Source organism: Methylibium rhizosphaerae (assembly GCF_006386545.1).
Lineage (GTDB): Bacteria > Pseudomonadota > Gammaproteobacteria > Burkholderiales > Burkholderiaceae_C > Pseudorivibacter > Pseudorivibacter rhizosphaerae.
In genome coordinates this window covers 56,410-82,158 of the sequence record NZ_SWAR01000027.1, presented here as the reverse complement: position 1 = coordinate 82,158, position 25,749 = coordinate 56,410, and the positions used below count along the sequence as shown (strand labels likewise).

Sequence of the window (25,749 nt, the reverse complement as noted above, 5' to 3'; positions counted from 1 at the left end):
AAGTCGACATCATTTTGATTAACTAACTTAAACAACCTGGTGCGAACGACACCCGGGGCAACACCAGGCCGAGGAGACGGACATGACGATACGACGTAGTGCAGGCCTGGGGCTCATCCTGGCCGTCGCCTGGCTGCTGGCCGCCTGCGGCACGCCCTCGCGCCAGCAAGCTCCGCAGCTTGCACCCGCCACCCCGGCCACGCTGCGCGCCTGCACCGAACTGCCGTCGCAGTTCAGCTTCGCCCACACCACCCTCACCGCGGCTTCGGTCGTGCCGGCTGGAGCACAGAAAGTGGGCGGGCGCGACGTGGCCGAGCATTGCCTCGTCACCGGCCGCATGTTCGAGCGCACCAGCCCGGTGGACGGCAAGACCTATGCGACCGGCTTCGAGATGCGGTTGCCGCGCGAGTGGAACGGCCGCTTCTTCCACCAGGGCAACGGCGGGCTCGACGGCTTCGTGCAGCCTGCCGTCGGCGCGGTGAGCGGCGGCGGCCCGCTCACGCATGCGCTGCACCAGGGCTTTGCGGTGCTGAGCTCGGACGCCGGCCACAACGTGAGCCAGCTGCCGCTGTTCGGCCTCGACCCGCAGGCGCGGCTCGACTACGGCTACCAGGCGGTGGGCAAGCTCACGCCGATGGCGAAGTCGCTGATCCGGGCAGCCTATGCCAAGGCCCCCGACCGGTCGTACATCGGCGGCTGCTCCAACGGCGGACGCCATGCGATGGTGGCCGCTTCGCGTCTTGCCGACCAGTACGACGGCGTGCTGGCCGGCAACCCCGGCTTCAACCTGCCCAAGGCCGCGGTGGCGCAGCTCTACGGCGCGCAGCAGTACGCCACGCTGGCCACCGGGCCCGACCTCGCCACCGCCTTCTCACCGGCCGAGCGCAAGCTGGTGGCCGATGCGGTGCTGGCCCGGTGCGACGCGCTGGACGGCGCGCCCGACGGCATCGTCGCCGCAGGCGCCGCCTGCCAGCGCGCCTTCGACCTCGCCCGCGACGTGCCCACCTGTGCGGGCGGCCGCGACGGCAGCTGCCTGTCGGCCGGCCAGAAGCAGGTGCTGGCACGCGTGTTCGGCGGCATGCGCAATGCGGCCGGGCAGCCCTTGTATGCGAGCTTCCCCTTTGATGCGGGCATCACCGGCACCGACTGGGCGAACTGGGAGTTCGTGTATTCGGTGACCAACCGCGACCCGGTGGCGGTGGCCTACGTCTTCCAGACGCCGCCGGCCGATGCCAGCGCCGCCCAGGACCCCAAGGCATTCGCCCTGGCCTTCGACATCGGGCGCGACGGGCCGAAGATATTCGCCAGCGACAAGACCTTCACCGAGTCGTCGATGGCCTTCATGACGCCGCCGGATGCGACCGACCTGTCGGCGCTGAAGAACCGCGGCGCCAAGCTGCTCGTCTATCACGGCACGAGCGACGCGGTGTTCTCGTCCGACGACACTGCCGCCTGGTACGACGCACTGGCCCGGCGCCACGGCGGCAGCGCCGCGGGCTTCGCCCGCTACTTCCCGGTGCCCGGCATGAACCATTGCCGCGGCGGCCCGGCCACCGACCAGTTCGACATGCTGGGCGCGCTGGTGGGCTGGGTCGAACAAGGCCGGGCACCCGATGCGGTCGTTGCCGGCGTGCGTGGCCCGGGCAACCCCGGCGGGGTGAACAATGAGCTGCCGGCCCACTGGTCGCCTGCCCGCACCCGGCCCCTGTGCCCTTACCCCCAGGTCGCCGCCTACAAGGGCAGCGGCGACATCGAAAGCGCCGACAACTTCACTTGCCGAGAGCCGAAACCGTGAACGCCAACGAACTCATTGCCATCGACATCCACACCCATGCCGAGGTGTCCTGCTGGAACCCCTTCGACAAGTACGGCGAGGAATACGACCGCGCGGCCGACAAGTACTTCCGCTCGAGCCGCAGGCCCACCATCCAGGAGTCGATCGACTACTACCGTGAACGCAAGATCGGCCTGGTGATGTTCATGGTCGACGCCGAGGCCAACCTCGGGCGTCGCCGCATCCCCAACGAGGAGATCGCCGAAGCCGCGGCCAAGAACCCCGACGTGATGATCGCCTTCGCCTCGATCGACCCGCACAAGGGCAAGATGGGCGCGCGCGAGGCCCGCCGGCTCATCGAGGAACACGGCGTCAAGGGCTTCAAGTTCCACCCGACGGTGCAGGGCTTCTACCCGCAGGACAAGATGGCCTGGCCGATCTACGAGGTGATCGCCGAGCACAACCTGCCGGCCATCTTCCACAGCGGGCATTCGGGCATCGGCTCCGGCATGCGCTGCGGCGGCGGCCTGCGGCTCGAGTATTCGAACCCGATCCATCTCGACGACGTGGCGATCGACTTCCCCGACATGCAGATCGTCATCGCCCACCCGAGCTGGCCCTGGCAGGACGAGGCGCTGAGCGTGGCCATGCACAAGCCCAACGTCTGGATCGACCTTTCAGGCTGGAGCCCGAAGTACTTTCCGCAGCAGCTGGTGCAGTACGCCAACACCCTGCTCAAGGACCGCGTGCTGTTCGGCAGCGACTACCCGCTCATCACCCCCGACCGCTGGATGAAGGACTTCGAGGAGGCCGGCTTTCGCGACGAGGTGAAGCCGGGGATCCTGAAGAACAACGCGATGCGGCTGCTGAAGCTGGAGACCTGACGCACACGCCGGGCGCTGCCCCAGGGTCTTCGGTCCTGCCCTGCTATCGCCGGTCGGCCGGGCTGCGCACCAGCAGCACCGGCACGGGTGACACGCGGGCGATCAGCTCCGCATCGCTGCCCATCAGCACGCGGCCCGCGCCGCGCCGGCCATGCGTGCCGATGACCACCAGTTCGGCGCCCCAGCGGCGAGCCTCTTCGGCGACCACGTCGCAGACGCGACCGGCCATCGACTCGAGCAGCGACGTCTCGGCAGGGACGCCGGCGGCGTCTGCCAGGGACCTGGCCTTCTCGAGGATCGCCTGGCCCCCTTCGCGCAGCATCTCGAAGACCGTGGGGGTGGCGGCCATGCTCGACTCGACGGACATGGTCACCGACATCATGTCCACCACATGCAGCAGCCGCAGGCGCGAGCCGGCGAGCCTGGCCAGCTTGCAGGCTTCCGCGAGCCCGAGATTGGAAGTGGGGCTGCCGTCCACCGGCACGAGGATCTTGCTGTACATGCGCTGCTCCGTGGTCTGTTGTGCGTGCGATGTGCAGCGTAGGCAAGGCGGCGGCGCAGGGGCTTGATGCGGATCAACCAGGGCCCGTCGGGCCGGCGGTGTCGGCCGGCCGCGCGGCGGCTGGCGCCTGGGTGGCCGGCGTGCGCACGTAGATCACGTAGTAGACGAGCGCCACCAGCACGCTGCCGCCCACCAGGTTGCCGGCGATCACCGGCAGCAGGTTGCGCAGCAGGTCGGCCGGCCCCAGCGGCGCGCCCAGCAGCATGCCCAGCGGCATGAAGTACATGTTGGCGATCGAATGCTCGAAGCCGGCGGCCACGAAGGCGGTGACGGGAAACACGATGGCCACCACCTTGTCGACCACGCTGCGGCCGGCCATCGCCATCCACACCGCCATGCACACCAGCAGGTTGCACAACACGCCCCGGAAGAAGGCCTCGCCGGGCGCGAGCCGTGCCTTGGCGAGGGCGACGCGCATCGCGGCCGTTCCCACCTGCCCGTCGTGCAGGCCGGCCTGGCCGGACCACCACACCAGCAGCGCCAGGCCGACCGCGCCGACGAAGTTCGCGGTGCACACCACGGCCCAGTTGCGCAGCACCTCGCGCAGGGTCACGCAGCCGTCGGCCCAGGCCATGGCCAGCAGGTTGTTGCCGGTGAACAGCTCCGCCCCCGCCACCGTGACCAGCACCAGCCCGAGCGAAAAGCACAGGCCGCCCAGCAGCCGGGAGGATGCAAAGCCGAGGCGTGCGTCGGCGGCCACCAGCGTGTAGAGCATGGCGCCCAGGCCGATGAAGGCGCCGGCCAGCACGCCCAGCATGGCCAGCGGCAGCAGCGGCATGCGGGCCTTGACGATGCAGAACTCTTCCACCCGGCGCGCCACCTCCCGAGGCGCGTAGGCGTCGGTGGTCGGGGTGCCGGGCTGTGTCATGAAGCGCAGGGTGCACTGCCCGGTGCGGCGGCTGCTTGACCGGCATCAAAGCCGGCTCTGCCGCCGTGGCTCCCTAGCTTGGTGGATACGCAACCGGGCCGCAGCTCCTATAACTGGGACTGCCCCCTCAGTCAGGAGATCCCATGGCCAGCACCAGCAACACCCCCGACCTCGGCGCCTATTTCTGGCGCGGCGGCAGCAAGGTGGCGATCGTCGAAACGCCCGATCACTTCACGGTGCGAATGAAGCGGGGCAGCCCGCCGGAGCGTGTGGCACGCAGCCACGGCAGCGCACACGAGCGGCACCTGAGGCGGCTCGACCTCGACGAGTTCTCGGTCGATTCGTCGGAGCGCGACGCGGTGATGGCCGCGGTGCGCAGCCGTGCCGATACCGAGTTCGCCTCGCACGTGTATGCGCCGGCCGATGAGCCGGGCAGCAAGCTCTACCTCACCGACCAGATCACGGTGCAGTTCAGGCCCGAGGTGAGCGATGCGCGCATCGAACAGCTGATGGCCGAGCACGGCCTGCTGCTCGAGAAGGAAGTGCGCGGCGTGCCGCGCGCCTTCGTGTTCCGCGTCGGCCCGCAGGCGCGCGAGAACCCGATCAAGATCGCCAACCGCCTGGCGCTCGAATCGGCGGACGTGCTCAGCAGCGAGCCCAACATGGCAGTGGCCTCCCAGCGTCTGTACACGCCAACCGACACGCTCTACCCGGAGCAGTGGCACCTGTTCAACACCGGCGGGCCGCAGCTGTCGGCCGCCTCGCACATCCGGGCAGCCCAGGCATGGGACGTGACGCGCGGCGACCGTTCGGTGGTCGTCGCGGTGGCCGACGACTCCTGCGACACCGGCCACGTCGACTTCCAGGGCCCCGGCAAGATCGTCTTCCCGCGCGACTTCGCAGGGCAGGACTTCGACCCGCTGCCCGAGCTGGCGGACGACAACCACGGCACCGCCTGCTGCGGGGTGGCGGTGGCCGAGGAAACCGGCACCGGCACGGTGGGCGTGGCGCCGGGCTGCGCGCTGATGCCCATACGCACCAGCGGCTTCATCGACGACGGCTCCATCGAGGACCTGTGCGACTGGGTGATCGAGCATGGCGCCGCGGTGCTGTCGTGCAGCTGGTCGGCCGCGGCGCGGCGCTTCCCGCTCACCCTGCGCATGCGCGAGGCGCTGCACCGCGCGGCCACGGTAGGGCGCGGCGGCAAGGGGTGTGTGCTGGTGTTTGCCGCGGGCAACGAGAACCGGCCCGTCAACGGCACGGTCGACGAAACCGGCTGGCCCAACAACCAGCCCAGCGGACCCACGGCATGGCACAACGGCTTCGCGGCTCACCCCGACGTGATGGCGGTGGCCGCCTGCAGCAGCCTCGCCACCAAGTCGGCCTACAGCAACTGGGGCGCCGAGATATCGGTGTGCGCGCCCAGCAACAACGTGCGGCCGCGCACCTACCCCCGCATCACGTCGCCGGTACCGGGCCGCGGCATCGTGACCACCGACCGGGTGGGCCCGAGCGGCTACCACGCCAGCGACTACACCCGCGACTTCGGAGGCACCTCCAGCGCCTGCCCGACGGTGGCGGGCGCCGCGGGGCTGGTCATCAGTGCCAACCCCGCGCTCACGGCGCAGGAGGTGCGCGAGGTGCTGCAGTCCACCGCCGACCGGATCGAGGACGGCAGCACCGATGCGCAGCTCGGCACGCGCCTGGGCGCCTACGACGGGCGCGGCCATTCGCCATGGTTCGGTTTCGGCCGCATCAACGCCGCGGCGGCGGTGGCCGAGGCGGTGCGCCGCAAGGGCGGCAGCACCGGCGAGGTGGTGCGGCGCAGCGCCGAGCCCGGGCTGGCCATCCCCGACAACGCGAGCGCCGGCGTGCGGCACGAGATCGACGTGCCGGACGACGCGACCCTGGTGTCGGTGACCGTGGCGGTCGACATCGCGCACAGCTTCATCGGGGACCTGGTGGTTTCGCTCACTGCGCCGTCGGGCAGCACGGTGGTGCTGCACCAGCGGCAAGGCGGCGACGCCGACAACCTGCAGCGCAGCTGGGACGCGAGCAGCACGCCGGGCCTCGCGGCGCTGGCAGGGCAGAACATGCGCGGACGCTGGGTGCTGGTGGTGCAGGATCTCGCGCCGGTCGATGAAGGCGTGCTCAGGCGCTGGAGCCTGGAACTCGTGCCGCGTTCCGGCGGCGTCGTGGAGGTCGAGGAGTCGCCGGGGACGCGCATTCCCGACAACCAGCCGGCCGGCATCGAACGCACGCTGGCGGTGAATGCTGCCGGGCGCGTTGCCGACGTCGAGGTCGCGCTCGACATCACGCATACCTACGTCGGCGACCTGCGCATCGCGCTGGTGGCGCCCGGCGGCGCCGAAGTGCTGCTGCACGACCGCGCGGGCGGCGGCAGCGACAACCTCGTGATGCGCTACGGCTCGGCCACGCAGCCGGCACTGCAGGCCTTGCGCGGCCTCCCGGCACAGGGGACGTGGAAGCTTCGGGTCGTGGACGCCGAGGCGGTGGACGAGGGCAAGCTCAACCGCTGGGCGCTGCGGCTGGTCCTGAACTGAGCATCACTGCTCCTCGAACCTGCCCCATTGCCCATTGACGTTGACCGGGCGGCATTCCGGCGTGTAGGGCGGGCGGCGCGACTCGCAGTCCGAAAGGGCGCCCTCCAGAGCGTCCTCGAGCGAAGGCTTGCCCACGGCCAGCCCCCAGCCGCCGTGCGACGAAACGGCGAACACCTTGTTCGCCGCTGCCGCCTGGTACTGCGCCTCGAATGCCGCCCGGGCATCGCCTGAAGGCAGCATGGCGGCTGCCATGGCCGCTGCCGGCGCCTGCCCTTGCGGCAGCGCCGGGTTGTCGCCGAGGCCACCGAGGCCGTCGCTGGCGCTGTAGAAGGCGAGGAAGGACTGCAGCGTGTAGCCGAGCGCCAGGCAGAACACCACCACGGACAGGCCCAGGCGCACCCAGCTGCCCTTGCGCGGCACGTCGCCATGTTCGTTCGAACCCTCGGTGCCCGGCAGCAGGGCCACCACCAGGCTTGCCACGCCGCCCAGGTAGGGCACGAGCATGACCAGGCTCCACCATCCGCTGCGGTTGAAGTCGTGCAGGCGCAGCACGGCCAGGCGCATCGACATGAACAGCACACCCAGCATGCCGGCGCCGAAGAACAGGAAGCCGCCGATGCTCGTGTGTTTCATCAGCAGCTGGGCGAGCATCACCATGACCGTGAACAGCACGAACCCGGCCGTCATGTAGCGCCGCCGTCCGATGCGGCCTGCGAGGCCGAGGCCCCAGGTGGCGGCCGATTCCCCGCTCGCGCCGGTGCTGCCGGCTGCCATGTCACCCGCCGGGGCGAGACCTCTTCTCGCTCGCCACTCCGCACGCCGGGCCTCCCGGGCCTCGCGCTCGGCCTCTTCCTTGGCCGCGATGCCCATGGGCATGTTGGTGGCGCAGGCGCGGCACATGATCCGCCTGGACTGCCGCTCGCCGCAGTTGGGGCAGACGATCTCTTCTTCGGCCGGTGCCGGTGCCTGCGTCGGTACCGGTGCCGGCGCCGCCTCGGGCTCCACATGCAGCCTGGCCCCCAGCTGCGCCAGGTGCTGCACGTAACGCTCGGCCTCGGCACGCGTCACCGAGCGCTTGAGCACCCGGCGCTCGCCGGAGAACAGGTGGGCGTGTTTCGTCTCGTCGAGCCGCAGCAGTTCGCCCAGGCGGCGCTGCACCTCGTCACGCTGGAAGCCCTGGAGGATCTCGCCGAAGAAGACGAGCTGCACGGTGTCGTTCATGGGATGGGGGCCGGTCGCGATGGCGGCGGATTATCCCGGCCGCCCTGGCGACGAAGGCCCCCCGGAAGGTGGGGGGGGATCCCCGTCCGAACGAGAAATATCACCGCGGAATGTGGCCGGCCTCCTGCAGCGTGGCGCGGTGCTCCTGCAGCGCCGCGAGCACCAGCTCGGACAGGCCCTCGCCGCGCTGCTGCTCCACGTGCGCCAGCAGCTGCCGGCGCATGCGGGGGTCCCAGAACTTCCGGATGTGGGTGGCGACGCCTTGCATGGCCTCCTGGCGGTCCGGCATGGCCTGGAAGAACTCGCCGATGCGGTTGGCCATGTGCACGAGGTTGTTCACGTCCATGAGATCAGGCGGGTCATGCCGATGGGAGCCCGAAACGTTCGGGGAAGGTATAGGCCACGAAATCCTGGCCGCGGGCGAAGCCGGCGAGCGCGAGGCCCGCGCAGCGTGCGGTGTTCACCGCCAGCGCGGTGGGGGCCGAGACCGCCACCAGCATGGAGGCGCCGGCCATCGCGGCCTTCTGCACCATCTCGAAGCTGGCGCGGCTGGTGATGCAGAAGAAGCCCCGGGCCGCATCGACCTCGGCCCGCACCATGGCGCCCACCAGCTTGTCGAGCGCGTTGTGGCGGCCGATGTCCTCGCGCATCAGTTGCACGTCACCCGTTGGGCTGCACCAGGCGGCCGCATGCACTGCGCCGGTCGCCTGCTGCAGCGCCTGTGCATCACCCAGCGAGCCCAGGGCCTGCCGCACCGCGCCCGGCTGGACCTCGACCCCGGCATTCACCGGCGAGGGCAGCGTTCGCTGCACCTGCTCCAGGCTTTCAGCGCCGCACAGGCCGCAGCCGGTGCGGCCGGCGAGGTTGCGCCGCCGCTCCTTCAGGCGGAATTCGCAGGCGCTGGCAACCTGCAGCTGCAGCGCAATGCCCTCGGCGGTGGGTTCCACTTCCACGCCATACAGCTCGGAGGGCCGCTGCAGCAGCCCCTCGGTGAGCGCAAAGCCGAGTGCGAAGTCCTCCAGGTCGGCGGGCGAGGCCAGCATCACCGCGAACGAGATGCCGTTGAACACCAGCGCCACCGGCGTCTCCTCGGCCAGCCGGTCGCTCACGCGGCGGGCCTTGCCGTCGCGGTAGGCGGTCACGTCGGCCGGCACGACGGCCGGCTGGTTCTCGATGGGTGTCACTTGTTGGCCACCGCTTCCTTGGAGGCACGGGCCAGCAGGTCGAGCTGCTGGTGGTTGAAGGCGTCGTAGCTGCGTTGCCATTCTGACTGCCCCCAGACCGGCACTGCGCGCCGGTCGCCCCCCGAGGGGGTGCCGGCAGCTCGGGACGGCCCTGCGCTGGCTTGCGAATGTTGAGCGACAGGCATGACCTGCACCGCCGTCACCTTGTACTCAGGGCAGTTCGTCGCCCAGTCGGAGCTGTCGGTGGTGATGACGTTGGCGCCCGACTCGGGGAAGTGGAAGGTGGTGTAAACCACGCCCGGCTGCATGCGCTCGCTCACCACGGCGCGCAGCACCGTCTGCCCGGCGCGGCTTTCGATGCCGACCCAGTCGCCCGTCCTGATGCCGCGGTCCTCGGCGTCGTGCGGGTGGATCTCCAGCCGGTCCTCGTCGTGCCAGCGGTTGTTGGCGGTGCGCCGCGTCTGCGCGCCCACGTTGTACTGGCTCAGGATGCGTCCGGTGGTCAGCAGCAGCGGGTACTTGCGGGTGACCTTCTCTTCGCTGGGCACGTACTGCGTGATGAAGAAGCGCCCCTTGCCGCGCACGAAGCGGCCCACGTGCATGACCGCGGTGCCGGCTTCCACGGTGGTTTCGTTGCAGGGCCACTGCACGCTGCCCAGGCGGTCGATCTTGTCGAAGCTCACGCCGGCGAAGCTGGGCGTGAGTGCGGCGATCTCGTCCATGATCTGCGACGGGTGCTCGTAGGCCATCGGGTAGCCCAGCGCATTGGACAGCTTCATCGTCGCTTCCCAGTCGCCCACCCCCGAAAGCGGCTCCATCACCTTGCGCACCCGCGAGATGCGGCGCTCCGCATTGGTGAAGGTGCCGTCCTTCTCGAGGAAGGACGAGCCGGGCAGGAACACATGCGCGTACTTGGCCGTCTCATTGAAGAAGATGTCCTGCACCACCAGGCATTCCATGGCCGAGAGGGCTGCTGTCACATGCTGTGTGTTGGGATCGGACTGCACGATGTCCTCGCCCTGGCAGTACAGGCCCTTGAAGCTGCCGTCGAGCGCGGCGTCGAACATGTTGGGAATGCGCAGGCCCGGCTCGGGGTTGAGTGTCACGCCCCAGGCTGCGTCGAACTGCGCACGCACGGTGCTGTCCGAGATGTGGCGTCGCAGGAGCCCTGCACGTTGTTCTGGCCGCGCAGCGGGTTCACGCCCACGCCTTCGCGGCCGACGTTGCCGGTGGCCATGGCCAGGTTGGCGATGCCCATCACCATGGTGGAGCCCTGCGCATGCTCGGTCACGCCCAGGCCGTAGTAGATGGCGCCGTTGGGACGCCTGTCGCCCAGGTGGCCCTCGGCATTGCCGGCGGCGTACAGCCGCGCGGCGCCGCGCACCAGCGCAGCGGGCACGCCGGTGGCCGCTTCCAGCGCTTCGGGCGAGTTTTCCGCGCGTGCCACGAACTCGCGCCATTCGCCGAAGCTCTTCGCATCGCAGCGTTCGGCCACGTAGGCCTCGTCGACCAGGCCTTCGGTCACGATCACGTGCGCCATCGCGGTGATGACCGCCACGTTGGTGCCGGGCCGCAGTGCGAGGTGGAAGTCGGCCTTCACGTGCGTGCCGCTCACCAGGTCGATCCGGCGCGGGTCCACCACGATGAGCTTCGCGCCCTCGCGCAGGCGCCGCTTCATGCGCGACGAGAACACCGGGTGCGCGTCGCTCGGGTTGGCGCCGATCACCATGATCACGTCGGCATGCTCGACCGACTTGAAGGTCTGCGTGCCGGCCGAGGTGCCGAAGGTCTGGTTGAGGCCGTAGCCGGTGGGCGAGTGGCACACGCGGGCGCAGGTGTCCACGTTGTTGTTGCCGAAGGCGGCGCGCACCAGCTTCTGCACCAGGTAGGTCTCTTCGTTGGTGCAGCGCGACGAGGTGATGCCGCCGATCGAGTCGCGGCCGTACTTCGCCTGCAGCCGCTTGAACTCGCCGGCGGCGTAGGTGATGGCTTCGTCCCAGCTCACCTCCTGCCACGGGTCGCTGATCTTCCGGCGGATCATGGGCCGGGTGATGCGGTCCTGGTGGGTGGCATAGCCCCAGGCGAAGCGGCCCTTCACGCAGGCATGGCCTTCGTTGGCCTTGCCGTTCTTCCAGGGCGTCATGCGCACGACCTGGCCGGCCTTGAGCTCGGCCTTGAAGCCGCAGCCCACGCCGCAGTAGGCACAGGTGGTCAGCACGCTGCGCTCGGGCATGCCGAGCGAGACCACGTTCTTCTCGATCAGCGAGCCGGTCGGGCAGGCCTGCACGCAGGCGCCGCAGCTCACGCATTCGCTGTCGATGAAGGGCTCGTGCTGGCTGGCCGCCACGCGCGACTCGAAGCCGCGGCCTTCGATCGTGAGGGCGAAGGTGCCCTGGGTTTCCTCGCAGGCGCGCACGCAGCGGTTGCACACGATGCACTTGGCCGGGTCGTGCACGAAGTAGGGGTTGGACTCGTCCTTGGCTTCATGCAGGTGGTTCTGCCCGGCGAGGCCGTAGCGCACCGTGTCCACGCCGGTGGCCTTCACCATGTCGAGCATCTCCGTCTCGGGGCCTTGCAGCGCCTCGGGCGGGAAGTCCGACAGGTACAGCTCCATCACGTTGTGGCGCAGCTTGTCGAGCTTTTCGCCGTGGGTGCGCACCACCATGCCGGCTTCGGCCGGCGTCGTGCACGAGGCGGGGAAGCCGCGGCGGCCGTCGATTTCCACCAGGCACAGGCGGCAGGAGCCCCAGGCCTTGAGGCTGTCGGTGGCGCACAGCTTGGGCACGCCGATGCCGGCCTCGGCGGCCGCGCGCATCAGCGAGGTGCCGGCCGGCACGGTGATCTCGCGCCCGTCGATCTGCAGCGTCACCTGCTGCTCGGAGCTGCTCCTGGGCGTGCCGTAGTCGATCTCGATCTCGTTCATAGCCCGAAGTCCTCTGGGTAGTGGTCGAGCGCCGAGCGCACCGGGTAGGGCGTCATGCCGCCCATCGCGCACAGGCTGCCCTGTTCCATGGTGTCGCACAGCTCGCGCAGCAGCGCCACCTGCTGGGTGCGCTGGCTGCCGGACGTGATGCGGTCGATGACCTCCACGCCGCGGGTGGAGCCGATGCGGCAGGGCGTGCACTTGCCGCACGACTCGACCGCGCAGAACTCCATCGCATGGCGCGCGAGCCGCGCCATGTCGGCCGTGTCGTCATGCACGACGATGCCGCCGTGCCCGAGCACCGCGCCCATCGCGGCATAGGCCTCGTAGTCGAGCGGCACGTCCCATTTGTCGGGCGGCACGTAGGCGCCCAGCGGGCCGCCCACCTGCACCGCCTTGATCGGGCGGCCGGAGCGGCTGCCGCCGCCGAAGTCGTGCAGCAGCTCGCGCAGCGTCACGCCGAAGGGCACCTCGACCAGCCCGCCGCGGAGGATGTTGCCGGCCAGCTGGAAGGGCAGGGTGCCGGTGGAGCGGCCCATGCCCAGCGCCTTGTAGGCGGCGGCGCCGTGCTCCATGACCATCGGCACGCTGGAGAAGGTGATCACGTTGTTGACGACCGTGGGCTGCCCGAAGAGCCCGGCCATGGCCGGCACCGGCGGCTTGGCCCGCACCATGCCGCGTTTGCCTTCCAGGCTTTCGAGCATGGCGGTCTCTTCGCCGCAGACGTAGGAGCCGGCCCCCATGCGCACCTCGAGATGGAAGGCGCGGCCGGAGCCCGCGACGTCGTCGCCCAGCCAGCCCGCCGAGGCGGCGCGCCGCGTGGCCTCGGTCAGGGTCGCCACCGCATGCGGGTATTCGGAGCGCACATAGACGTAGCCCTGCGTGGCACCCACCGCGAGGGCGGCGATCGTCATGCCCTCGATCAGCATGTACGGGTCGCCTTCCATCGTCATGCGGTCGGAGAAGGTGCCCGAGTCGCCTTCGTCGGCGTTGCACACCACGTACTTCTGCGGGGCCGGTGTGTTGAGCACCGTCTTCCACTTGATGCCCGCCGGGAAGGCAGCACCGCCCCGGCCGCGCAGGCCCGAGTCGAACACCTCCTGCACGATGGCCGAGGGTTCCATGGCCAGGGCGCGCCGGAGGCCGGCCCAGCCCCCGTGGGCTTCGAAGTCGGCCAGCGACAGCGGATCGGTCACGCCCATGCGCCTGAACACGTGGCGCTGCTGCCGGGCGAGGTAGGGGATGGCCTCGGTGGGGCCGTGGCACAGGGCATGTGCGCCGCCCTGCAACAGCCCGGCATCGAGCAGCGCCGGCACGTCCTCGGGCGCGACGGGCCCGTAGGCGATGCGGCCGGCGGGCGTGTCCACCTCCACCAGCGGCTCCAGCCAGAACAGGCCGCGCGACCCGTTGCGTACCAGCTCGACCGCCAGACCCCGCCGGGCGCATTCGGCCTGCAGCATGTCGGCCACCGCGTCGGCGCCCAGGGCCAGGGCGGTGGCATCGCGAGGAACATGGACGCGGGTGTTCATCAGGGCTGCTCCAGCGCCGCGATCACGCGGTCGAACTTCGCCGGCGTCATCAGGGCATGCAGCCGGTCGCCCACCATCACCGCCGGCGACACGGCGCACAGCCCCAGGCAGTACACCGGCTCCAGCGTGTAGGCGCCGTCGCCGCGGGTGTGGTGCTCCTGGCAGTGCAGCGTGCGCTCCGCATGGGCGAGCAGCGCGTCGGCGCCGCAGGCCTTGCACGACTCGGCCTTGCACACTTGCACCACCGTGCGCCCGGGCGGCTCGCTGCGGAAGTGGTGGTAGTAGCTGATGACCCCGTGCACCTCGGCGCGCGAAAGGTTCATGCCGGCGGCGATGGCGGGCACTGCGTCGGGCGGGATGTGGCCGAGCGCCTCCTGCACCGCGTGCAGCAGCGGCAGCAGGCCGCCCGGCACTTGCCGGAAGCGGCCGACCAGGGGCTCGACCACGTCGTCGAGCCAGGGGGTTTCGGTGTTCATCGATGGGTGTGCAGTTATGTGGGACGGGCATAAAGTGCCCGGGCCTCGCACGCCAATCTACGAGCACCGGGCAGCAGACGCAATATGGCGCCCGGCCGCATGTGCCTTATGCTGTCGGCCGCCTAAAGGGCCAACCCGTAGATGCACAAGGTTTCGATCCAGCCGCAGTGGACCATCCGCCAGCCGAGCGGCCACCAGTTGTCGCCGCGCCTGCTCGAACTGCTCGCGCAGGTGCAGGAGTTCGGCAGCCTGTCGGCGGCCTGCCAGCACACCGGGGCCTCCTATCGCCACGCCTGGGACCTGGTGCGCCAGGGCGAACAGCAGCTGGGCGTGCCGCTGCTGCACATGGAGCGCGGCAAGGGTTCCAGGCTCACGCCGCTGGGCGAAAAGCTGGTGTGGGCCGGCCACCGCATCGTCGCGCGGCTGTCGCCGGTGCTGGACACGCTGGCCTCCGAGCTCGAGGTCGAGATCGAGCGGGTGATCGGCGCCGGCCAGCCGGCCATGGTGCGGGTGCATGCCAGCCACGGCTTCTCGATCGAGAAGCTGCTCGACGCGCTCGCGCAGGCGCAGGTGGCGGTGGAGCGCAAGTACGTGGGCAGCCAGGAGGCGGCCGCCTCGCTGCACGACGGCGCCTGCGACCTGGCCGGCCTGCCCATCCCGCTGGGCGAATTCGAGGAGAGGGCGGTCGCCCACTACGCGCGCTGGTTCGATTTCCGCGCGAGCCGGGTGATCCACATCGCGACCCGCCGCCAGGGCCTGATGGTGGCGCCGGGCAACCCGAAGAAGATCTACGACGTGGGGGACCTCGCGCGAGCCGGCGTGCGCTTCATCAACCGGCAGCGGGGCTCGGGCACGCGTTTCCTGCTCGACTGCCTGCTCGAGCGCGACGGCGTGGATGCCTCCCGCATCGCCGGCTTCGAACAGGGCGAGCTCACGCATGCCGCGGTGGCCGCCTACGTGGCCAGCGGCATGGCCGATGTGGGCCTGGGCGTGGAAACGCCGGCGCGGCACTTCAAGCTCGACTTCCTGCCGATCGCCACCGAGTGCTACTTCCTGCTGTGCCACGAGCTGTCGCTCGCCAAGCCGGGAATCCAGGCCACGCTCGACATCCTGCGCAGCGAGGCCTTCCAGCGTGCGGTGAACAGCCTGCCGGGCTACCAGGCCCACAAATGCGGGCAGATCGAGACGCTGCGGCAGGCGTTCCCGGCCTACAGGCCGCGGCGCGGCGGGCCCCGCTGACCGCCTGGGCGGACGGTCCATCCGGCTCGCCTGCAGTTCGTCCCGGTTCCGCTGCAACTCGTCGCAAGCCGGTTGGAGGCGGCCCACCCGCTGCCTAGAGTTCGCTCCATCGCAAGCAGACAAGCAACCCGCAGGAGCCCGACATGATCAGCCGCCTTACCGCCTTCGCCGCCACCTTCGCCGTGTTCGCCACCGCGTCGCTGGCCTTCGCCTTCGAAGTGAGCCAAGATCAGGCCGCTGCGGTCGAGACGCCGGTGAAGGTCGTGCGCACCGTCGAACTGCCGCGCGTCGAGATCTCTGCCAAGCGACTGCCGCAAGCCCAGGGTTGAGCGGCAAGGTCGCACGACACGACGACATTGCGGAGCCCCGGCACCATGTCACTTCCAGACGAACTGGCCAAGCTCGAAGAGCTGCATCAGCGCGGCGCGCTGTCCGACGACGAATACGCACGGGCCAAGGCCCGGGTGCTGGCCGGTGAGCCGGCACCGCGCAGCACGCCGTCTGCGGTGTCGGCCGTCAACGGCCTGGTCCGCAGCCGCGACGACCGCTGGCTCGGCGGCGTATGCGGCGGCCTGGCCGCCACCACCGGCGTCGCCAGCTGGATCTGGCGGCTGCTGTTCGTGCTGGCGGTGTTCTGTGCCGGCGCGAGCGTCGTGGCCTACCTGCTGCTGTGGATCTTCGTGCCCGAGGCACCGCCGGTGCCATCTGCAGGCGTACGCCAGGAAGAGGCTCACCAGTGAGCCGCCGGCGGTCGCGCCTGCCGCGGCCGCCTCACTCCATCTCGAACGGCGGCACCTGTCGGCCGTCGATGTCGGTGAAGCCGTATTCGCGGGCGAGGTCGCCCACCCGGTACACGCCGCCCGTCCTGTCCATCACCTTTGCATCGGCCGCCAGCGCGGCCACCGCACGGCCCAGATAGCGCGGCGACTCGGTGCGGGCCAGCGCAGGCGCCTCCCGCCAATGCGTCTCGTCGGTCTTGTGGCCGGCCAGCACGAGCTCGGTGCGCATCCACCCGGGCGACACCGCGAGCGACGCCACTCCGTGGGGCCTGAGTTCCTGCGCCATGCCGAACGCCAGGCGGGTCATGGTGGCCTTCGCCAGGTCGTAGAACAGGTTGCCGCGCATGTAGCGGTCGCGGTCCCAGAAGGTCGTGGTGACGATGAGGCCGCGCTTGCGCCGGACCATCATCGGCGCGGCGAACCGGCTGGCCAGCAGGTGGTTGCGCACGCCGCGGTCGAAGAACGAGTCCCAGTGCGAGAGCGGGTGCTGCCAGAAGGGCGCGTCGAACACGCCGTCGAAGGTCTCTTGCCCGCCCCAGGCGTTGTTCACCAGCAGGTCGAGGCGGCCCTGCTGCTCGCGCGAGATGCGTTCGAACAGCGCCGCCACCTCCGGTTCGCTGGTGTGGTCGCAGCGCACCGCGATGCCGCGCCCAGCTCCACGGCGATTCCTCGGCCGGCTCCACGGCTGGCGCCGGTGACGATGGCGATGCAGTCCTCGAGCATGGTGCCAGCTGAGTCGCTCAGGCATCCAGCAACGCCGCCAGTGCCTTCGGGGCGAGGTGCCGGTAGCTCGCGCGCAGCAGGCCGCTCACCTCGTCCCAGTCGGTGTCGGCCTCGTCCAGGCGCATGCCCACGATGTCCGGAAACCAGACCGGGCGGAAGAACGGCGCCCAGGTGTAGGCGTGCAGGTCGAACTGCGGCAGCGGCGAGCGGAAGGTCAGCACGCACAGCGGCCCGTTGGAGCCGGCCGCCTGCGCATACGCCGGCGGCCAGGCCTCGTTGACCATCAGCACGTGGGCAAATGTCTGTTGCCTGATGCGCCAGCGCGTACCGACCCATGCGGCTTCCTCGCGCGCGTCCGGCAGGCCGAGGCAGGCCTCGCGCAACCTCGCGAGGACGAGGGCGGGGACTTCCAGTCGCTTCGATGGGTTCATGGACGCCTTCGCTCGCTGGTGGTGTGCAGCGCGGCAGTCTAGGGCCTGTTAACGCTATTTGGAGCCTCACACGCCACCAGCAAAAACGCCACGCGTTCGCGTGGCGTCCTGCAAGGCGGTGGCCGGCGCTCAGCCGCGTCGGCCGTCGCGGCTGTCGTGCCAGTTCGGCACGCCGTCGCCGTCGCGGTCGTGGCGGCGGTTGTCGTAGCGGTCGTGATGGTTCGGGATGCCGTCGCCGTCGCGGTCCCAGCGCGGGTTGTAGAGGCGGTCGTGGTGGTTCGGGATGCCATCGCCGTCGCTGTCCCAGCGGGTCGGATGGTAGTAGCCGTGGTGGTATCCGCGGCGGTAGTCGTGGCGGTAGTCGCGGCGGTAATCGCGGCGGTCGTCGTATTCGTCGCGATGGCGATAGTGCGGCTCATCGTGCACGAGCACCGGCTGCGGTGCCACCACCACCGCCGGCTGCGGGTAGTGCCGCACCACGGGCGCTGGCGTGCCGATCGTGACGGACCACTGCACGTCTGCGCCCTGGGCTTGCGCCATGCCGGTGCCGAGCGCGCCGGTCGAGGCCAGGGCCGCGGTGATCAGAAGCTTGCTCTTGCTCATGAACTCATCTCCTTGGGTGCGGCCGGCACCTCCAGGTGAAGTGGGCGCGGCCGTACACCGACAACGAGGCGGGCACGGCGGCTGTTCACCGGGTTGTGCAAACGCCATGTAAAGCTGCGTGAAGCACGCCATGCGGCCGGATTACGATGCGGCGGCCCGTCGTCGGGTGCTGGAGGCAGACATGGCGCAAGTGCAGGCGGTGCGTCCCGAACGCGAGGTGCTCACCCGGCAGAGGCTGCCGTATTTCGTCGGCATCTCGGGCAGCACCGTGGCTTCATCGGGCCTGTCGATGCACCTGGTGGTCATCCCGCCCGGCGGGCGTTCCGAGCCGCATTCGCACCAGGGCTACGAAACCGGCATCTATGTGCTCGAGGGCCGGGTGCGCACGCGCTGGGGCCGGCAGCTCGAGCACTCGGTGGTCAGCGAGGCGGGCGACTTCCTGTTCATACCGCCCGACGTGCCGCACGAGGCCCTCAACCTGAGCGACACCGAACCGGCGCGCGCCATCGTGGCGCGCAACGACCCTGCGGAGCAGGACAAGGTGTTGCCCTACCAGCCGCCGGTGCTGTGAGTGCGGGCCGATATCATCGGCAGCCTGCCGCTGCCTGCATGCCTGTCGTGATGTCCCCGCTGTCCTTCGCCGAAAACGACCCGCCGCCCGTGGCGCCCGAGCCGCCGCAGGACGGCGAGTGCTGCGGCAGCGGCTGCGACCCCTGCGTCTACGACCTCTACTACGAAGCGCGCGAACGCCATCGTGTCGCCATGCGCGAGTGGGAGCAGCGCCAGGCCGGTGCCGCGCCAATTGCAACGGCGCGGGATTCCGAGAAGTAATCCCGCCCTGCAAGCTTCGTTACGTGCCGGTCAGGCACACCGTTTGAGCACGCTCGCCAACAATGCCGGCATCAAGCGGGATGGCGATGGACTGCTCCAACCAACAACAAGCGTTACCGGCGACCACGCAGCACGAGCGCGTGCGCGAGTTCACCTTGCTGCTCGCGCAGCTGGCGGCCCAATGGCACATGACGGAGGGAGAACTCGCGGCAGCAGCCGGCGGCGCCTGTGCGATCGGCCGGCTGCTGCGCCGCGTTACTGCCGAGGAGCAGGGCATCGCGGTCGAGGACACCTCGGCCGAACTGCTGGTCATGCTGTTCGACACGCGCCTGCGCCAGCGCGTGCAGGTGGGAGCGGGCGAGGAAGCGCAGGCGGTCGAGCCGCTGGTGCTGCAGCCGCCGGTGGTTTCCTACCAGTAGGAGCAGGCGCTCATCGACGAGCGCGCTTCCATTCCTCCACGGCCTTCAGGGTGCTCGTCACGTGCCCCTCCGGGCTCATGCTCGAGTGCACGTAGGCGATCTTGCCCTCGGGGCTGATCACGTACGAAATGCGGTCGGCCATGTCGCGCTTGACCCACAAGGCGGCGTCGTACTGCGCCGTGATGCGGGCGCCCGCATCGGCGGCCACCGCGAACCTGTTGCGGCAGGCCTCGACGGAAAACTTCTTCAGCGTCTCGATGTCGTCGTTCGACATGCCGATCACCGTGGCACCCAGTGCCTCGAACTTCGGTGTGGCCTCGGCAAAGGCGTTGGCTTCGATGGTGCAGCCGCTGGTGAAGGCCTTCGGATAGAAGTACAGCACCACCGGCCCCTTCTTCAGCGCCTCGGCCAGCGAAAAGGTGGAGGTCTTGCCGCCCAGCGCGACGGGCACGGTGAAGTCGGGCGCGTTCTGGCCCACGGCCAGCGCCGCGGCAGCCGGAACGGGCAAGGTGCAGGCGATCACGGCGAGGCCGAGCGAAAGCGCGGTGCGGCGGCGCAGGTCGGCAGTCAGGCGCATGGCGTCCCTCCGGTCAAGGCTGGCGCGTGAAGAAACGGGGAATCGACAGGGCCTCGAGGAAGCGGCCGACCCGGGCACCCAGCCCGGGCGCGACGGCAGGCTCCAGCAAGGTGGGCTGCACACGCGGGCGCGGTCGCGACACCGGCTGCGAAGGCCGCACCATGGCCGGCGTGGAAGCCGCCGCGGCGGGCGCGGACACTGCGACCGGCCTGGATGCCAGCGACACCGCCGGGCGTGCCGCCGGCTGGACCACCGGGCGGCTTTTTTCCTCGACGGCCACCGGCGCCTGGTACAGCACCGGCTCCAGCCATTCGAGGATGGGCTTCCACTGGGCCATGTCGACCTGCGTCTGCGAAGCGGGCAGGTCGAACAGCGTGAGGCCCCGCTCGACACTGCGAACGTAAGCCTGGGTCTCGCGCAGCACGCCCAGGAAGGGCACGTCCTGCTTCGCTGCCCAGGCCTGCAGCACCTCGTCGGCCTTGGTGCGCGCATCCAGCCGCATGCCCACCGCGGCGACCTTGCAGCGCCCGCCGGCGATGCGCGGCAGTGCCTTCAGTTCGGCCAGACACTCGGCCGCCGACTCGCGGTCGAACACCGAATTACAGACCGGCATCAGGATGGCGTCGGCAAATGCGACCACACGGGCGAGGTCGAAGTCGCGCAGGCCACCGGGGGTGTCCAGCACCACGTGGCGGATGCCGGCAGGCGGCCGCAGCACGTTCTTCGGGTCGATGGCCCAGCCCACGATGGGCGCGCAGGTCGAGGGCAGCGCCTGTGTGTGGCGCAGCTTGAGCCAGGCCTGGGTGGACTGCTGGCGGTCCACGTCGCCCAGCATGACCGGCAGTCCCGCGTTGGCGCAGAAGGCGGCAAGGTGTGTGGCCAGCGTGCTCTTGCCGCTTCCACCTTTGCGATTGACGACTGCGATAACGGGCATGGAGGTCTTGACTGCCGGGCGCCGCGGGCGAGGAGGTGCCGAATTCTCGGTCGTCCAGGCGAAGCGCGCCGTGGATACGGCGCGCCATCGTTGCTCTTTGACGACAGGCAAGGCTACACGCGCAGCCTCGCGCCGCGTCGTTGGTGCGCCGCACAAGTGTGAGCGGATGTGTGCAGCCGGTGCGAAAACGCACGGCCGCGACGGTCAGGCGTCGCGCTGCAGCTCCACGTGGGTGGCCGCGATCTCCATCGATCCGTCACCCCTCACGTCCACCCATTCGCCGCTTTCGAGGCGGTATTCGGATTGGCCGGTGGGCTCCCAATGGGCTTCGGCCAGGGTGGTGAGGCTGGGGTCGCGGGCCAGGTGCTCATAGGCCATGACCTTGTAGGTCGCGCCGTCGCTGCCGCGCGCCCTGAAGCTCTCGAGCAGATGCAGCCGGGTGTCCATGCATGCCTCCTGCGTTGACTCGGAAGGAACAACGGCCCGGGCAGGCAGCCCGGGCCGGGGAGGCGTCATGGTCCGCCAAATGGCGGCCCCTCGCGAGGCAAGGGGTTTGCGTCGGGCCGGTTCAGCGGCCGCCGCGCGAGCCGGCGGACCGCGGCGCGCCGCCGGTACGGGCCGGCTTGGCCGCGCCACCCTGGCCGCCGGAACGGGGCCTGGGTTGCTGCTGGCCGTTGGCGCCGCCGCGTGCATGCTGCTGCGGCTTGCCCTGGCCCGCAGGCCGGGGCGGACGGTTGCCGCCACCGCCGCCACCGCCGCCCCCCGAGCGGCCCAGGCCGCCGTTGAGCGTGCGCCGGCCGATCTGGATCGGCTCGGGCTTGGCATGCGGGTCGGGTTCGAAGCCGGCCACCACTTCCTTCGGGATCGGGCGCTTGATGAGCTTCTCGATGTCGCGCAGGAAGGCCAGCTCGTCCACGCACACCAGCGACACCGCCTCGCCCTGGGCGCCGGCGCGGCCGGTGCGGCCGATGCGGTGCACGTAGTCCTCGGGCACGTTGGGCAGCTCGTAGTTCACCACGTGCGGCAGCTGGTCGATGTCGATGCCGCGGGCGGCGATGTCGGTGGCCACCAGCACCTGCAGCTCGCCGCTCTTGAAGTCGGCCAGCGCCTTGGTGCGGGCGCCCTGGCTCTTGTTGCCATGGATCGCCATGGCGGTGATGCCGCTTTTCACCAGGTGTTCGGTCAGCCGGTTGGCGCCGTGCTTCATGCGGGTGAACACCAGCACCTGGTGCCAGTCCTGCGACTTGATGAGGTGGGTGAGCAGGTCCTTCTTGGCCTCGCGGTCCACCGGGTGGACCTTCTGCGCGATGGTGTCGGCCGTGGCGTTGCGGCGGGCCACCTCGATGACGGCCGGCTTGTTGAGCAGCCGCTCGGCCAGGGCCTTGATCTCGTCGCTGAAGGTGGCCGAGAACAGCAGGCTCTGCTTCTTGGGCGGCAGCACCGCCAGCACCTTCTTGATGTCGTGGATGAAGCCCATGTCCAGCATGCGGTCGGCTTCGTCGAGCACGAAGTACTGCACGTGCGACAGGTCGAGCGTGCCCTGCTGGTGGTGGTCGAGCAGGCGGCCGGGCGTGGCCACCAGGATGTCGACGCCGCGCTTCAGGCGGTCGATCTGCGGCTGCATGCCGACGCCGCCGAACATGACCATCGAGCTGAGCTTCAGGTACTTGCCGTAGTTGCGCACGCTTTCCTCGACCTGGGCGGCCAGCTCGCGCGTGGGCGTGAGGATCAGCGCGCGGATCGCGTAGCGGCCGCGGTTGTCCTTCAGCGGGTGGGAGCCGGCCAGCTTGTGCAGCAGCGGCAGGGTGAAGCCGGCCGTCTTGCCGGTGCCGGTCTGCGCACCGGCCAGCAGGTCGCCGCCGGCCAGCACGGCGGGAATGGCCTGCTGCTGGATGGGCGTGGGCTGGTCATAGCCTTGATCGCGCAAGGCTTTCAGGAGGGGCTCGGCGAGTCCCAGGGTATCGAATGACATGGATGTGTGGCGCGCAGGCTTTGCCGGCGACGTCAAGATCGGCCTGCCGCCGCGTGAGGTTTTCACGGGCGCCAGTCGTGGAGGCAGATGGGGGAGGAGAGGTCGGAATCGACTGCAGCGCATGGACTGGAACTGCACGCTGCGCGGCGGATTGTAGGGGCAGGGCGCCTCGGCAGGGCGGCGTCTGCGCGACAAGTTGCCTCCAGTGGCCTGAAATCCACAGTCCGCGGCCCTGAATGCAACAGTTGGTCACAGCTGCACGGCGCCGCTGCGGCTCTTCCGAGAATGCCGGCCTCTCGTCTGCCCCGCCGTCATCATGCGATCACGAACGAAGCTCACCGATTGGTGCCTCCAGGGCTGGCTGCTGGCCGCCGCGGTGGGCCTGGCCGCCTGCGGTGGTGCCGGGGACGGGCCGCCGCCTGCGCAGGGCGGCGCGGGGGCGCCAACGCCCACTCCGGCGCCCACTGCCACGCCGACGCCGCAGCCCACGCCGACGCCCGCACCGACGCCGGCACCGACGCCCGCACCGAGCCCCGCACCCGTCGCCCAGGCGACCTTCGTGCCGAGCTCGGCCGAACTGGCGAACCCGGAGCGCGGCTTCTACGTCTGGGCCGGTGACGACTTCCTGAAGATCACCGCGGCCGACGCACAGGACGTCTACGCCAGGGGCTACCGGCTGGTCTACGGGCTGGTCCGGCTCGACGCCTACAAGGCGGCCGGCTTGCCGGCCGGCGTCATCAGCGACCTGTCGGCCGCCTTCGGGGCGGTGAGGCAGGCGGGGCTCAAGGTGGTGCTGCGCTTCGTCTACAACTACCCCGAAACCGAGACCCAGTACCGCGACGCGAAGGATGCGCCGCTTGCGGTGCTGCAGGGGCACCTCGCGCAGCTCAAGCCGGTGTTCTCGGCCAATGCCGATGTCATGGCCTACCTGCAGGCCGGCTTCATCGGCGCCTGGGGCGAGTGGCACACCTCGTCGAACAACCTCACCAGCCCCGCCAGCATGGCGGCGGTGCGCGACGCGTTGCTCGACGCCCTGCCGCCGGCCCGCTCGCTGCAGGTGCGCTACCCGGGCATCCTGATGGACTGGTCGCCGCAGCCGGGCTCGAGCGCCCGCATCGGCATGCACAACGACTGCTTCCTGGCCTCGGCCACCGACGTCGGCACCTACAGCGAAGACGCCGCCACGCGGCAGAACCAGCGCGCCTATGTGCAGCAGCTGTCGCGCACGGCGCCCTTCGGCGGCGAAACCTGCAACCCGGTCGACGAGCAGGGCGCCCAGCCCCGCACCAGCTGCGACGACATCCTGCGCGAGGGCCGCGCCTACGGCCTCACCTACCTCAACGACGACTACTACCGGGACGCCTTCCACAACAACTGGCAGGCCCAGGGGTGCATGGCCGAGGTCCGGCGCAGCATGGGCTATCGGCTGCAGCTGGTGAGCGTGCAGCATGCGAGCGCGCTGCCGGCGGGTGCCACCGGCTCCATCGGCTTCACCGTGCGCAACGTGGGCTGGGCCCGCGCCCACAACCCGAGGCCGGTGGTGCTGGTGCTGCGCCACCGCGGCAGCGCGCAGGTGTCTCGCCTGCCCGTCGGCGGCGTCGACGTGCGCGACTGGTTGCCCGGTGCCGACGTCGCCACCGGCGGCAACGTCAGCCTGCCCGCCGCCATGGCGAGCGGCACCTACGACGTCTACCTCGCCATGCCGGATGCGGCGGCCAGCCTCGCCGGCGACGTGCGCTACGCGGTGCGCCCGGCCAACGCCGACGTGCCGGCTGCCGGACAGGGCTGGGACGCTGCGCTCGGGGCGTTTCGCCTGGGCACCACGATCACCGTGGGAGCGCCCTAGCGCCCTAGAAGCCTATGCGTGCCGCGGCACCTCCTGCAGGTACTGCAGGAAGGTGGTGCACCACCAGTGCACGTCGTACTTGCGCACGTTGTCGAGCAGCACCGCATGCCGGTTGCAGCGCTCCTCGTGCGACATCTGCAGCGCCCGCTGGATCGCCTGGGCGGTGCCCTGGATGTCGTACGGGTTCACCAGCAGCGCGTCGCGCAACTGCTCGGCGGCGCCGGCGAAGCGCGACAGCACCAGCACGCCCGGGTCGGCCGGGTCCTGTGCCGCCACATATTCCTTGGCCACCAGGTTCATGCCGTCGCGCAGCGGCGTCACCAGGGCCACGCTGCTCACGCGGCACAGGCCCGGCAGGCGCTTGCGCGCGACCGTGCGGTGGATGTAGCGCACCGGCATCCAGTCGAGCTCGCCGTAGTCGCCGTTGATCTCGCCGCACAGCCCTTCGAGCTCGCGACGGATGTCGGTGTAGGCGTCCACGTCCTCGCGCGAGGGCGACGCGATCTGGATCAGCGTGGCGCTCTTGCGGTGCTCGGGGTAGTTGACCAGCAGTTCCTTGAAGGCGCGGATGCGCTGCGGCAGGCCCTTGGAATAGTCGAGCCGGTCCACGCCCAGCAGCAGCCGGCGCTGCGCATATTCCTGGCGCATGTGCTCGAAGGTCTCGCGCGAGTCGCGGCTCTGGGCCAGGCGTTCGAACTCGCCCACGTCGATGCCGATGGGCACGGCGCGGGCGCGCAGCGTGCGGTTGAACGCGAGGTAGAGGTCGTCGCCGAGCGGCCGTGCCCCGCCTTCGTTCTGCACGTAGCGCGAGAAGTGCGCCAGGTCGGCCTCGCTCTGCAGGCCCACCAGGTCGTAGGCGAACAGCGCGCGCAGCATCACCTCGTGGCCCGGCAGCGCGGCCATCACCAGCGGCGGCGGAAACGGGATGTGCAGGAAGAAGCCGATGCGATGGCGGCTGCCCAGCGCGCGCAGCTCCGCCGCCAGCGGGATGAGGTGGTAGTCGTGCACCCACACCACGTCGTCGTCGTTGAGCAGCGGCATGAGCTTCTGCGCGAACAGCCGGTTCACCCGCTGGTAGCCGCTCAGGTAGTTCGGGTTGAAGTCCGCCAGGTCGAGCCGGTAATGGAACACCGGCCACAGCACCCGGTTGGCGTAGCCCAGGTAGTAGGCGTCGTAGTCGGCGCGGCTCAGGTCGATGGTGGCCAGCTTCACGTCGCCGGCCTGCTGCACGTGCGTCTGGGCTTCGTTGGGCGCCGAGCCTTCGGGCGCCGGCTCGGCGATGTGGCCGCTCCAGCCGAACCACAGGCCGCCGGTGTTGTTGAGGGCTTCGCCCAGGGCGACGGCCAGCCCGCCCGCCGCGGGCTTGCGAGGGTCCGCAAGACGGTTCGATACGACAACAAGACGGCCCAC

25 protein-coding genes and 1 pseudogene are annotated in these 25,749 nt (G+C 70.2%); 10 read left to right on the top strand and 16 right to left on the bottom strand.

The genetic code is table 11. The features are described from left to right. Positions 1-82: 82 nt before the first annotated feature. Both E8D38_RS18770 and E8D38_RS18765 read left to right on the top strand, forming a co-directional pair. Complete coding sequence (locus E8D38_RS18770; protein ID WP_140634329.1) at positions 83-1,795, top strand: tannase/feruloyl esterase family alpha/beta hydrolase; 1,713 nt, start codon at positions 83-85, stop codon at positions 1,793-1,795. Then, positions 1,792-2,658, top strand: a complete 867-nt coding sequence (locus E8D38_RS18765; protein WP_140634327.1) for an amidohydrolase family protein — start codon at positions 1,792-1,794, stop codon at positions 2,656-2,658. The genes E8D38_RS18770 and E8D38_RS18765 overlap by 4 nt, the downstream gene beginning before the upstream one ends. A 43-nt stretch (positions 2,659-2,701) precedes the next feature. Here E8D38_RS18765 and E8D38_RS18760 read toward each other — a convergent pair whose 3' ends face one another. Together E8D38_RS18760 and E8D38_RS18755 are read right to left on the bottom strand one after the other, a co-directional pair. Further along, on the bottom strand, positions 2,702-3,160 hold the full coding sequence (locus tag E8D38_RS18760) for a universal stress protein (RefSeq protein WP_140634325.1): 459 nt from the start codon (positions 3,158-3,160) through the stop codon (positions 2,702-2,704). 73 nt (positions 3,161-3,233) lie between these two features. Next, positions 3,234-4,088 carry a formate/nitrite transporter family protein gene (locus E8D38_RS18755; protein ID WP_140634323.1) on the bottom strand — a complete coding sequence of 285 codons (855 nt, stop codon included), beginning with the start codon at positions 4,086-4,088 and terminating at the stop codon, positions 3,234-3,236. 143 nt (positions 4,089-4,231) lie between these two features. On the opposite strand from E8D38_RS18755, the gene E8D38_RS18750 reads away from it, so the two are divergent. Further along, positions 4,232-6,652, top strand: a complete 2,421-nt coding sequence (locus E8D38_RS18750) for a proprotein convertase P-domain-containing protein (protein WP_140634321.1) — start codon at positions 4,232-4,234, stop codon at positions 6,650-6,652. Positions 6,653-6,655: 3 nt separating this feature from the next. On the opposite strand, the gene E8D38_RS18745 is transcribed toward E8D38_RS18750, so the two are convergent. The 6 genes and pseudogenes from E8D38_RS18745 to E8D38_RS18720 all read right to left on the bottom strand — a co-directional run bounded on the left by E8D38_RS18745 (position 6,656) and on the right by E8D38_RS18720 (position 13,985). Then, positions 6,656-7,873, bottom strand: a complete 1,218-nt coding sequence (locus E8D38_RS18745; protein WP_140634319.1) for a DUF805 domain-containing protein — start codon at positions 7,871-7,873, stop codon at positions 6,656-6,658. Positions 7,874-7,973: 100 nt separating this feature from the next. After that, positions 7,974-8,219: a formate dehydrogenase subunit delta gene (locus tag E8D38_RS18740; RefSeq protein ID WP_140634317.1), complete on the bottom strand. Its 246-nt coding sequence runs from the start codon at positions 8,217-8,219 to the stop codon at positions 7,974-7,976. Between the two features lie 13 nt (positions 8,220-8,232). Further along, positions 8,233-9,057, bottom strand: coding sequence for a formate dehydrogenase accessory sulfurtransferase FdhD (gene fdhD / locus E8D38_RS18735; RefSeq protein WP_246099561.1), 825 nt, complete (start codon positions 9,055-9,057; stop codon positions 8,233-8,235). After that, positions 9,054-11,980 (bottom strand): annotated as a pseudogene (fdhF, locus tag E8D38_RS18730) (formate dehydrogenase subunit alpha). Before fdhF ends, fdhD begins: the two are co-directional and overlap by 4 nt. Continuing rightward, positions 11,977-13,509, bottom strand: a complete 1,533-nt coding sequence (locus E8D38_RS18725; protein ID WP_140634313.1) for a formate dehydrogenase beta subunit — start codon at positions 13,507-13,509, stop codon at positions 11,977-11,979. Before E8D38_RS18725 ends, fdhF begins: the two are co-directional and overlap by 4 nt. After that, the gene (locus E8D38_RS18720) at positions 13,509-13,985 is read right to left on the bottom strand and encodes a formate dehydrogenase subunit gamma (protein WP_140634311.1); all 477 of its coding nucleotides are present in this window, start codon (positions 13,983-13,985) and stop codon (positions 13,509-13,511) included. The genes E8D38_RS18725 and E8D38_RS18720 overlap by 1 nt, the downstream gene beginning before the upstream one ends. 141 nt (positions 13,986-14,126) lie before the next feature. Here E8D38_RS18720 and E8D38_RS18715 point away from each other — a divergent pair, with 141 nt between their 5' ends. The 3 genes from E8D38_RS18715 to E8D38_RS18705 all read left to right on the top strand — a co-directional run bounded on the left by E8D38_RS18715 (position 14,127) and on the right by E8D38_RS18705 (position 15,964). Next, positions 14,127-15,224, top strand: coding sequence for a substrate-binding domain-containing protein (locus tag E8D38_RS18715; protein WP_140634309.1), 1,098 nt, complete (start codon positions 14,127-14,129; stop codon positions 15,222-15,224). 143 nt (positions 15,225-15,367) lie between these two features. Continuing rightward, positions 15,368-15,553: a hypothetical protein gene (locus tag E8D38_RS18710; protein WP_140634307.1), complete on the top strand. Its 186-nt coding sequence runs from the start codon at positions 15,368-15,370 to the stop codon at positions 15,551-15,553. 45 nt (positions 15,554-15,598) lie between these two features. Beyond that, positions 15,599-15,964, top strand: coding sequence for a PspC domain-containing protein (locus E8D38_RS18705; RefSeq protein ID WP_140634305.1), 366 nt, complete (start codon positions 15,599-15,601; stop codon positions 15,962-15,964). Positions 15,965-15,995: 31 nt separating this feature from the next. Here E8D38_RS18705 and E8D38_RS18700 read toward each other — a convergent pair whose 3' ends face one another. The 3 genes from E8D38_RS18700 to E8D38_RS18690 form a co-directional block, all read right to left on the bottom strand. Continuing rightward, positions 15,996-16,640, bottom strand: a complete 645-nt coding sequence (locus tag E8D38_RS18700) for an SDR family oxidoreductase (protein ID WP_246099560.1) — start codon at positions 16,638-16,640, stop codon at positions 15,996-15,998. A gap of 103 nt (positions 16,641-16,743) precedes the next feature. Beyond that, entirely contained in the window at positions 16,744-17,157 is a 414-nt protein-coding gene (locus tag E8D38_RS18695; protein WP_140634302.1) for an MmcQ/YjbR family DNA-binding protein, read from the bottom strand. A 129-nt stretch (positions 17,158-17,286) separates the two neighbouring features. Further along, positions 17,287-17,760 (bottom strand): hypothetical protein, encoded by a 474-nt coding sequence (locus tag E8D38_RS18690; RefSeq protein WP_140634300.1) that lies wholly within the window; start codon positions 17,758-17,760, stop codon positions 17,287-17,289. Positions 17,761-17,890: 130 nt separating this feature from the next. Here E8D38_RS18690 and E8D38_RS18685 point away from each other — a divergent pair, with 130 nt between their 5' ends. The 3 genes from E8D38_RS18685 (at position 17,891) to E8D38_RS18675 (ending at position 19,010) form a co-directional block, all read left to right on the top strand. Beyond that, positions 17,891-18,331 carry a cupin domain-containing protein gene (locus tag E8D38_RS18685; RefSeq protein WP_425462792.1) on the top strand — a complete coding sequence of 147 codons (441 nt, stop codon included), beginning with the start codon at positions 17,891-17,893 and terminating at the stop codon, positions 18,329-18,331. Positions 18,332-18,381: 50 nt separating this feature from the next. Beyond that, entirely contained in the window at positions 18,382-18,591 is a 210-nt protein-coding gene (locus E8D38_RS18680) for an oxidoreductase-like domain-containing protein (protein WP_140634298.1), read from the top strand. 86 nt (positions 18,592-18,677) lie between these two features. Further along, a complete protein-coding gene (locus tag E8D38_RS18675; protein WP_140634296.1) occupies positions 18,678-19,010 on the top strand; it encodes a hypothetical protein in 333 nt (110 codons plus the stop codon). Positions 19,011-19,020: 10 nt separating this feature from the next. Here E8D38_RS18675 and E8D38_RS18670 read toward each other — a convergent pair whose 3' ends face one another. The 4 genes from E8D38_RS18670 to E8D38_RS18655 all read right to left on the bottom strand — a co-directional run bounded on the left by E8D38_RS18670 (position 19,021) and on the right by E8D38_RS18655 (position 22,493). Continuing rightward, the gene (locus E8D38_RS18670) at positions 19,021-19,587 is read right to left on the bottom strand and encodes a peroxiredoxin (protein WP_140634294.1); all 567 of its coding nucleotides are present in this window, start codon (positions 19,585-19,587) and stop codon (positions 19,021-19,023) included. A 13-nt stretch (positions 19,588-19,600) separates the two neighbouring features. Then, the gene (locus tag E8D38_RS18665; RefSeq protein WP_140634292.1) at positions 19,601-20,521 is read right to left on the bottom strand and encodes a ParA family protein; all 921 of its coding nucleotides are present in this window, start codon (positions 20,519-20,521) and stop codon (positions 19,601-19,603) included. Positions 20,522-20,725: 204 nt separating this feature from the next. After that, a complete protein-coding gene (locus E8D38_RS18660; RefSeq protein WP_140634290.1) occupies positions 20,726-20,968 on the bottom strand; it encodes a hypothetical protein in 243 nt (80 codons plus the stop codon). A gap of 121 nt (positions 20,969-21,089) precedes the next feature. Further along, complete coding sequence (locus E8D38_RS18655; protein ID WP_140634288.1) at positions 21,090-22,493, bottom strand: DEAD/DEAH box helicase; 1,404 nt, start codon at positions 22,491-22,493, stop codon at positions 21,090-21,092. Positions 22,494-22,809: 316 nt separating this feature from the next. On the opposite strand from E8D38_RS18655, the gene E8D38_RS18650 reads away from it, so the two are divergent. Beyond that, positions 22,810-24,339 carry a DUF4832 domain-containing protein gene (locus E8D38_RS18650; RefSeq protein ID WP_140634286.1) on the top strand — a complete coding sequence of 510 codons (1,530 nt, stop codon included), beginning with the start codon at positions 22,810-22,812 and terminating at the stop codon, positions 24,337-24,339. Positions 24,340-24,351: 12 nt separating this feature from the next. Here E8D38_RS18650 and otsA read toward each other — a convergent pair whose 3' ends face one another. Beyond that, complete coding sequence (gene otsA, locus E8D38_RS18645) at positions 24,352-25,749, bottom strand: alpha,alpha-trehalose-phosphate synthase (UDP-forming) (protein ID WP_140634284.1); 1,398 nt, start codon at positions 25,747-25,749, stop codon at positions 24,352-24,354.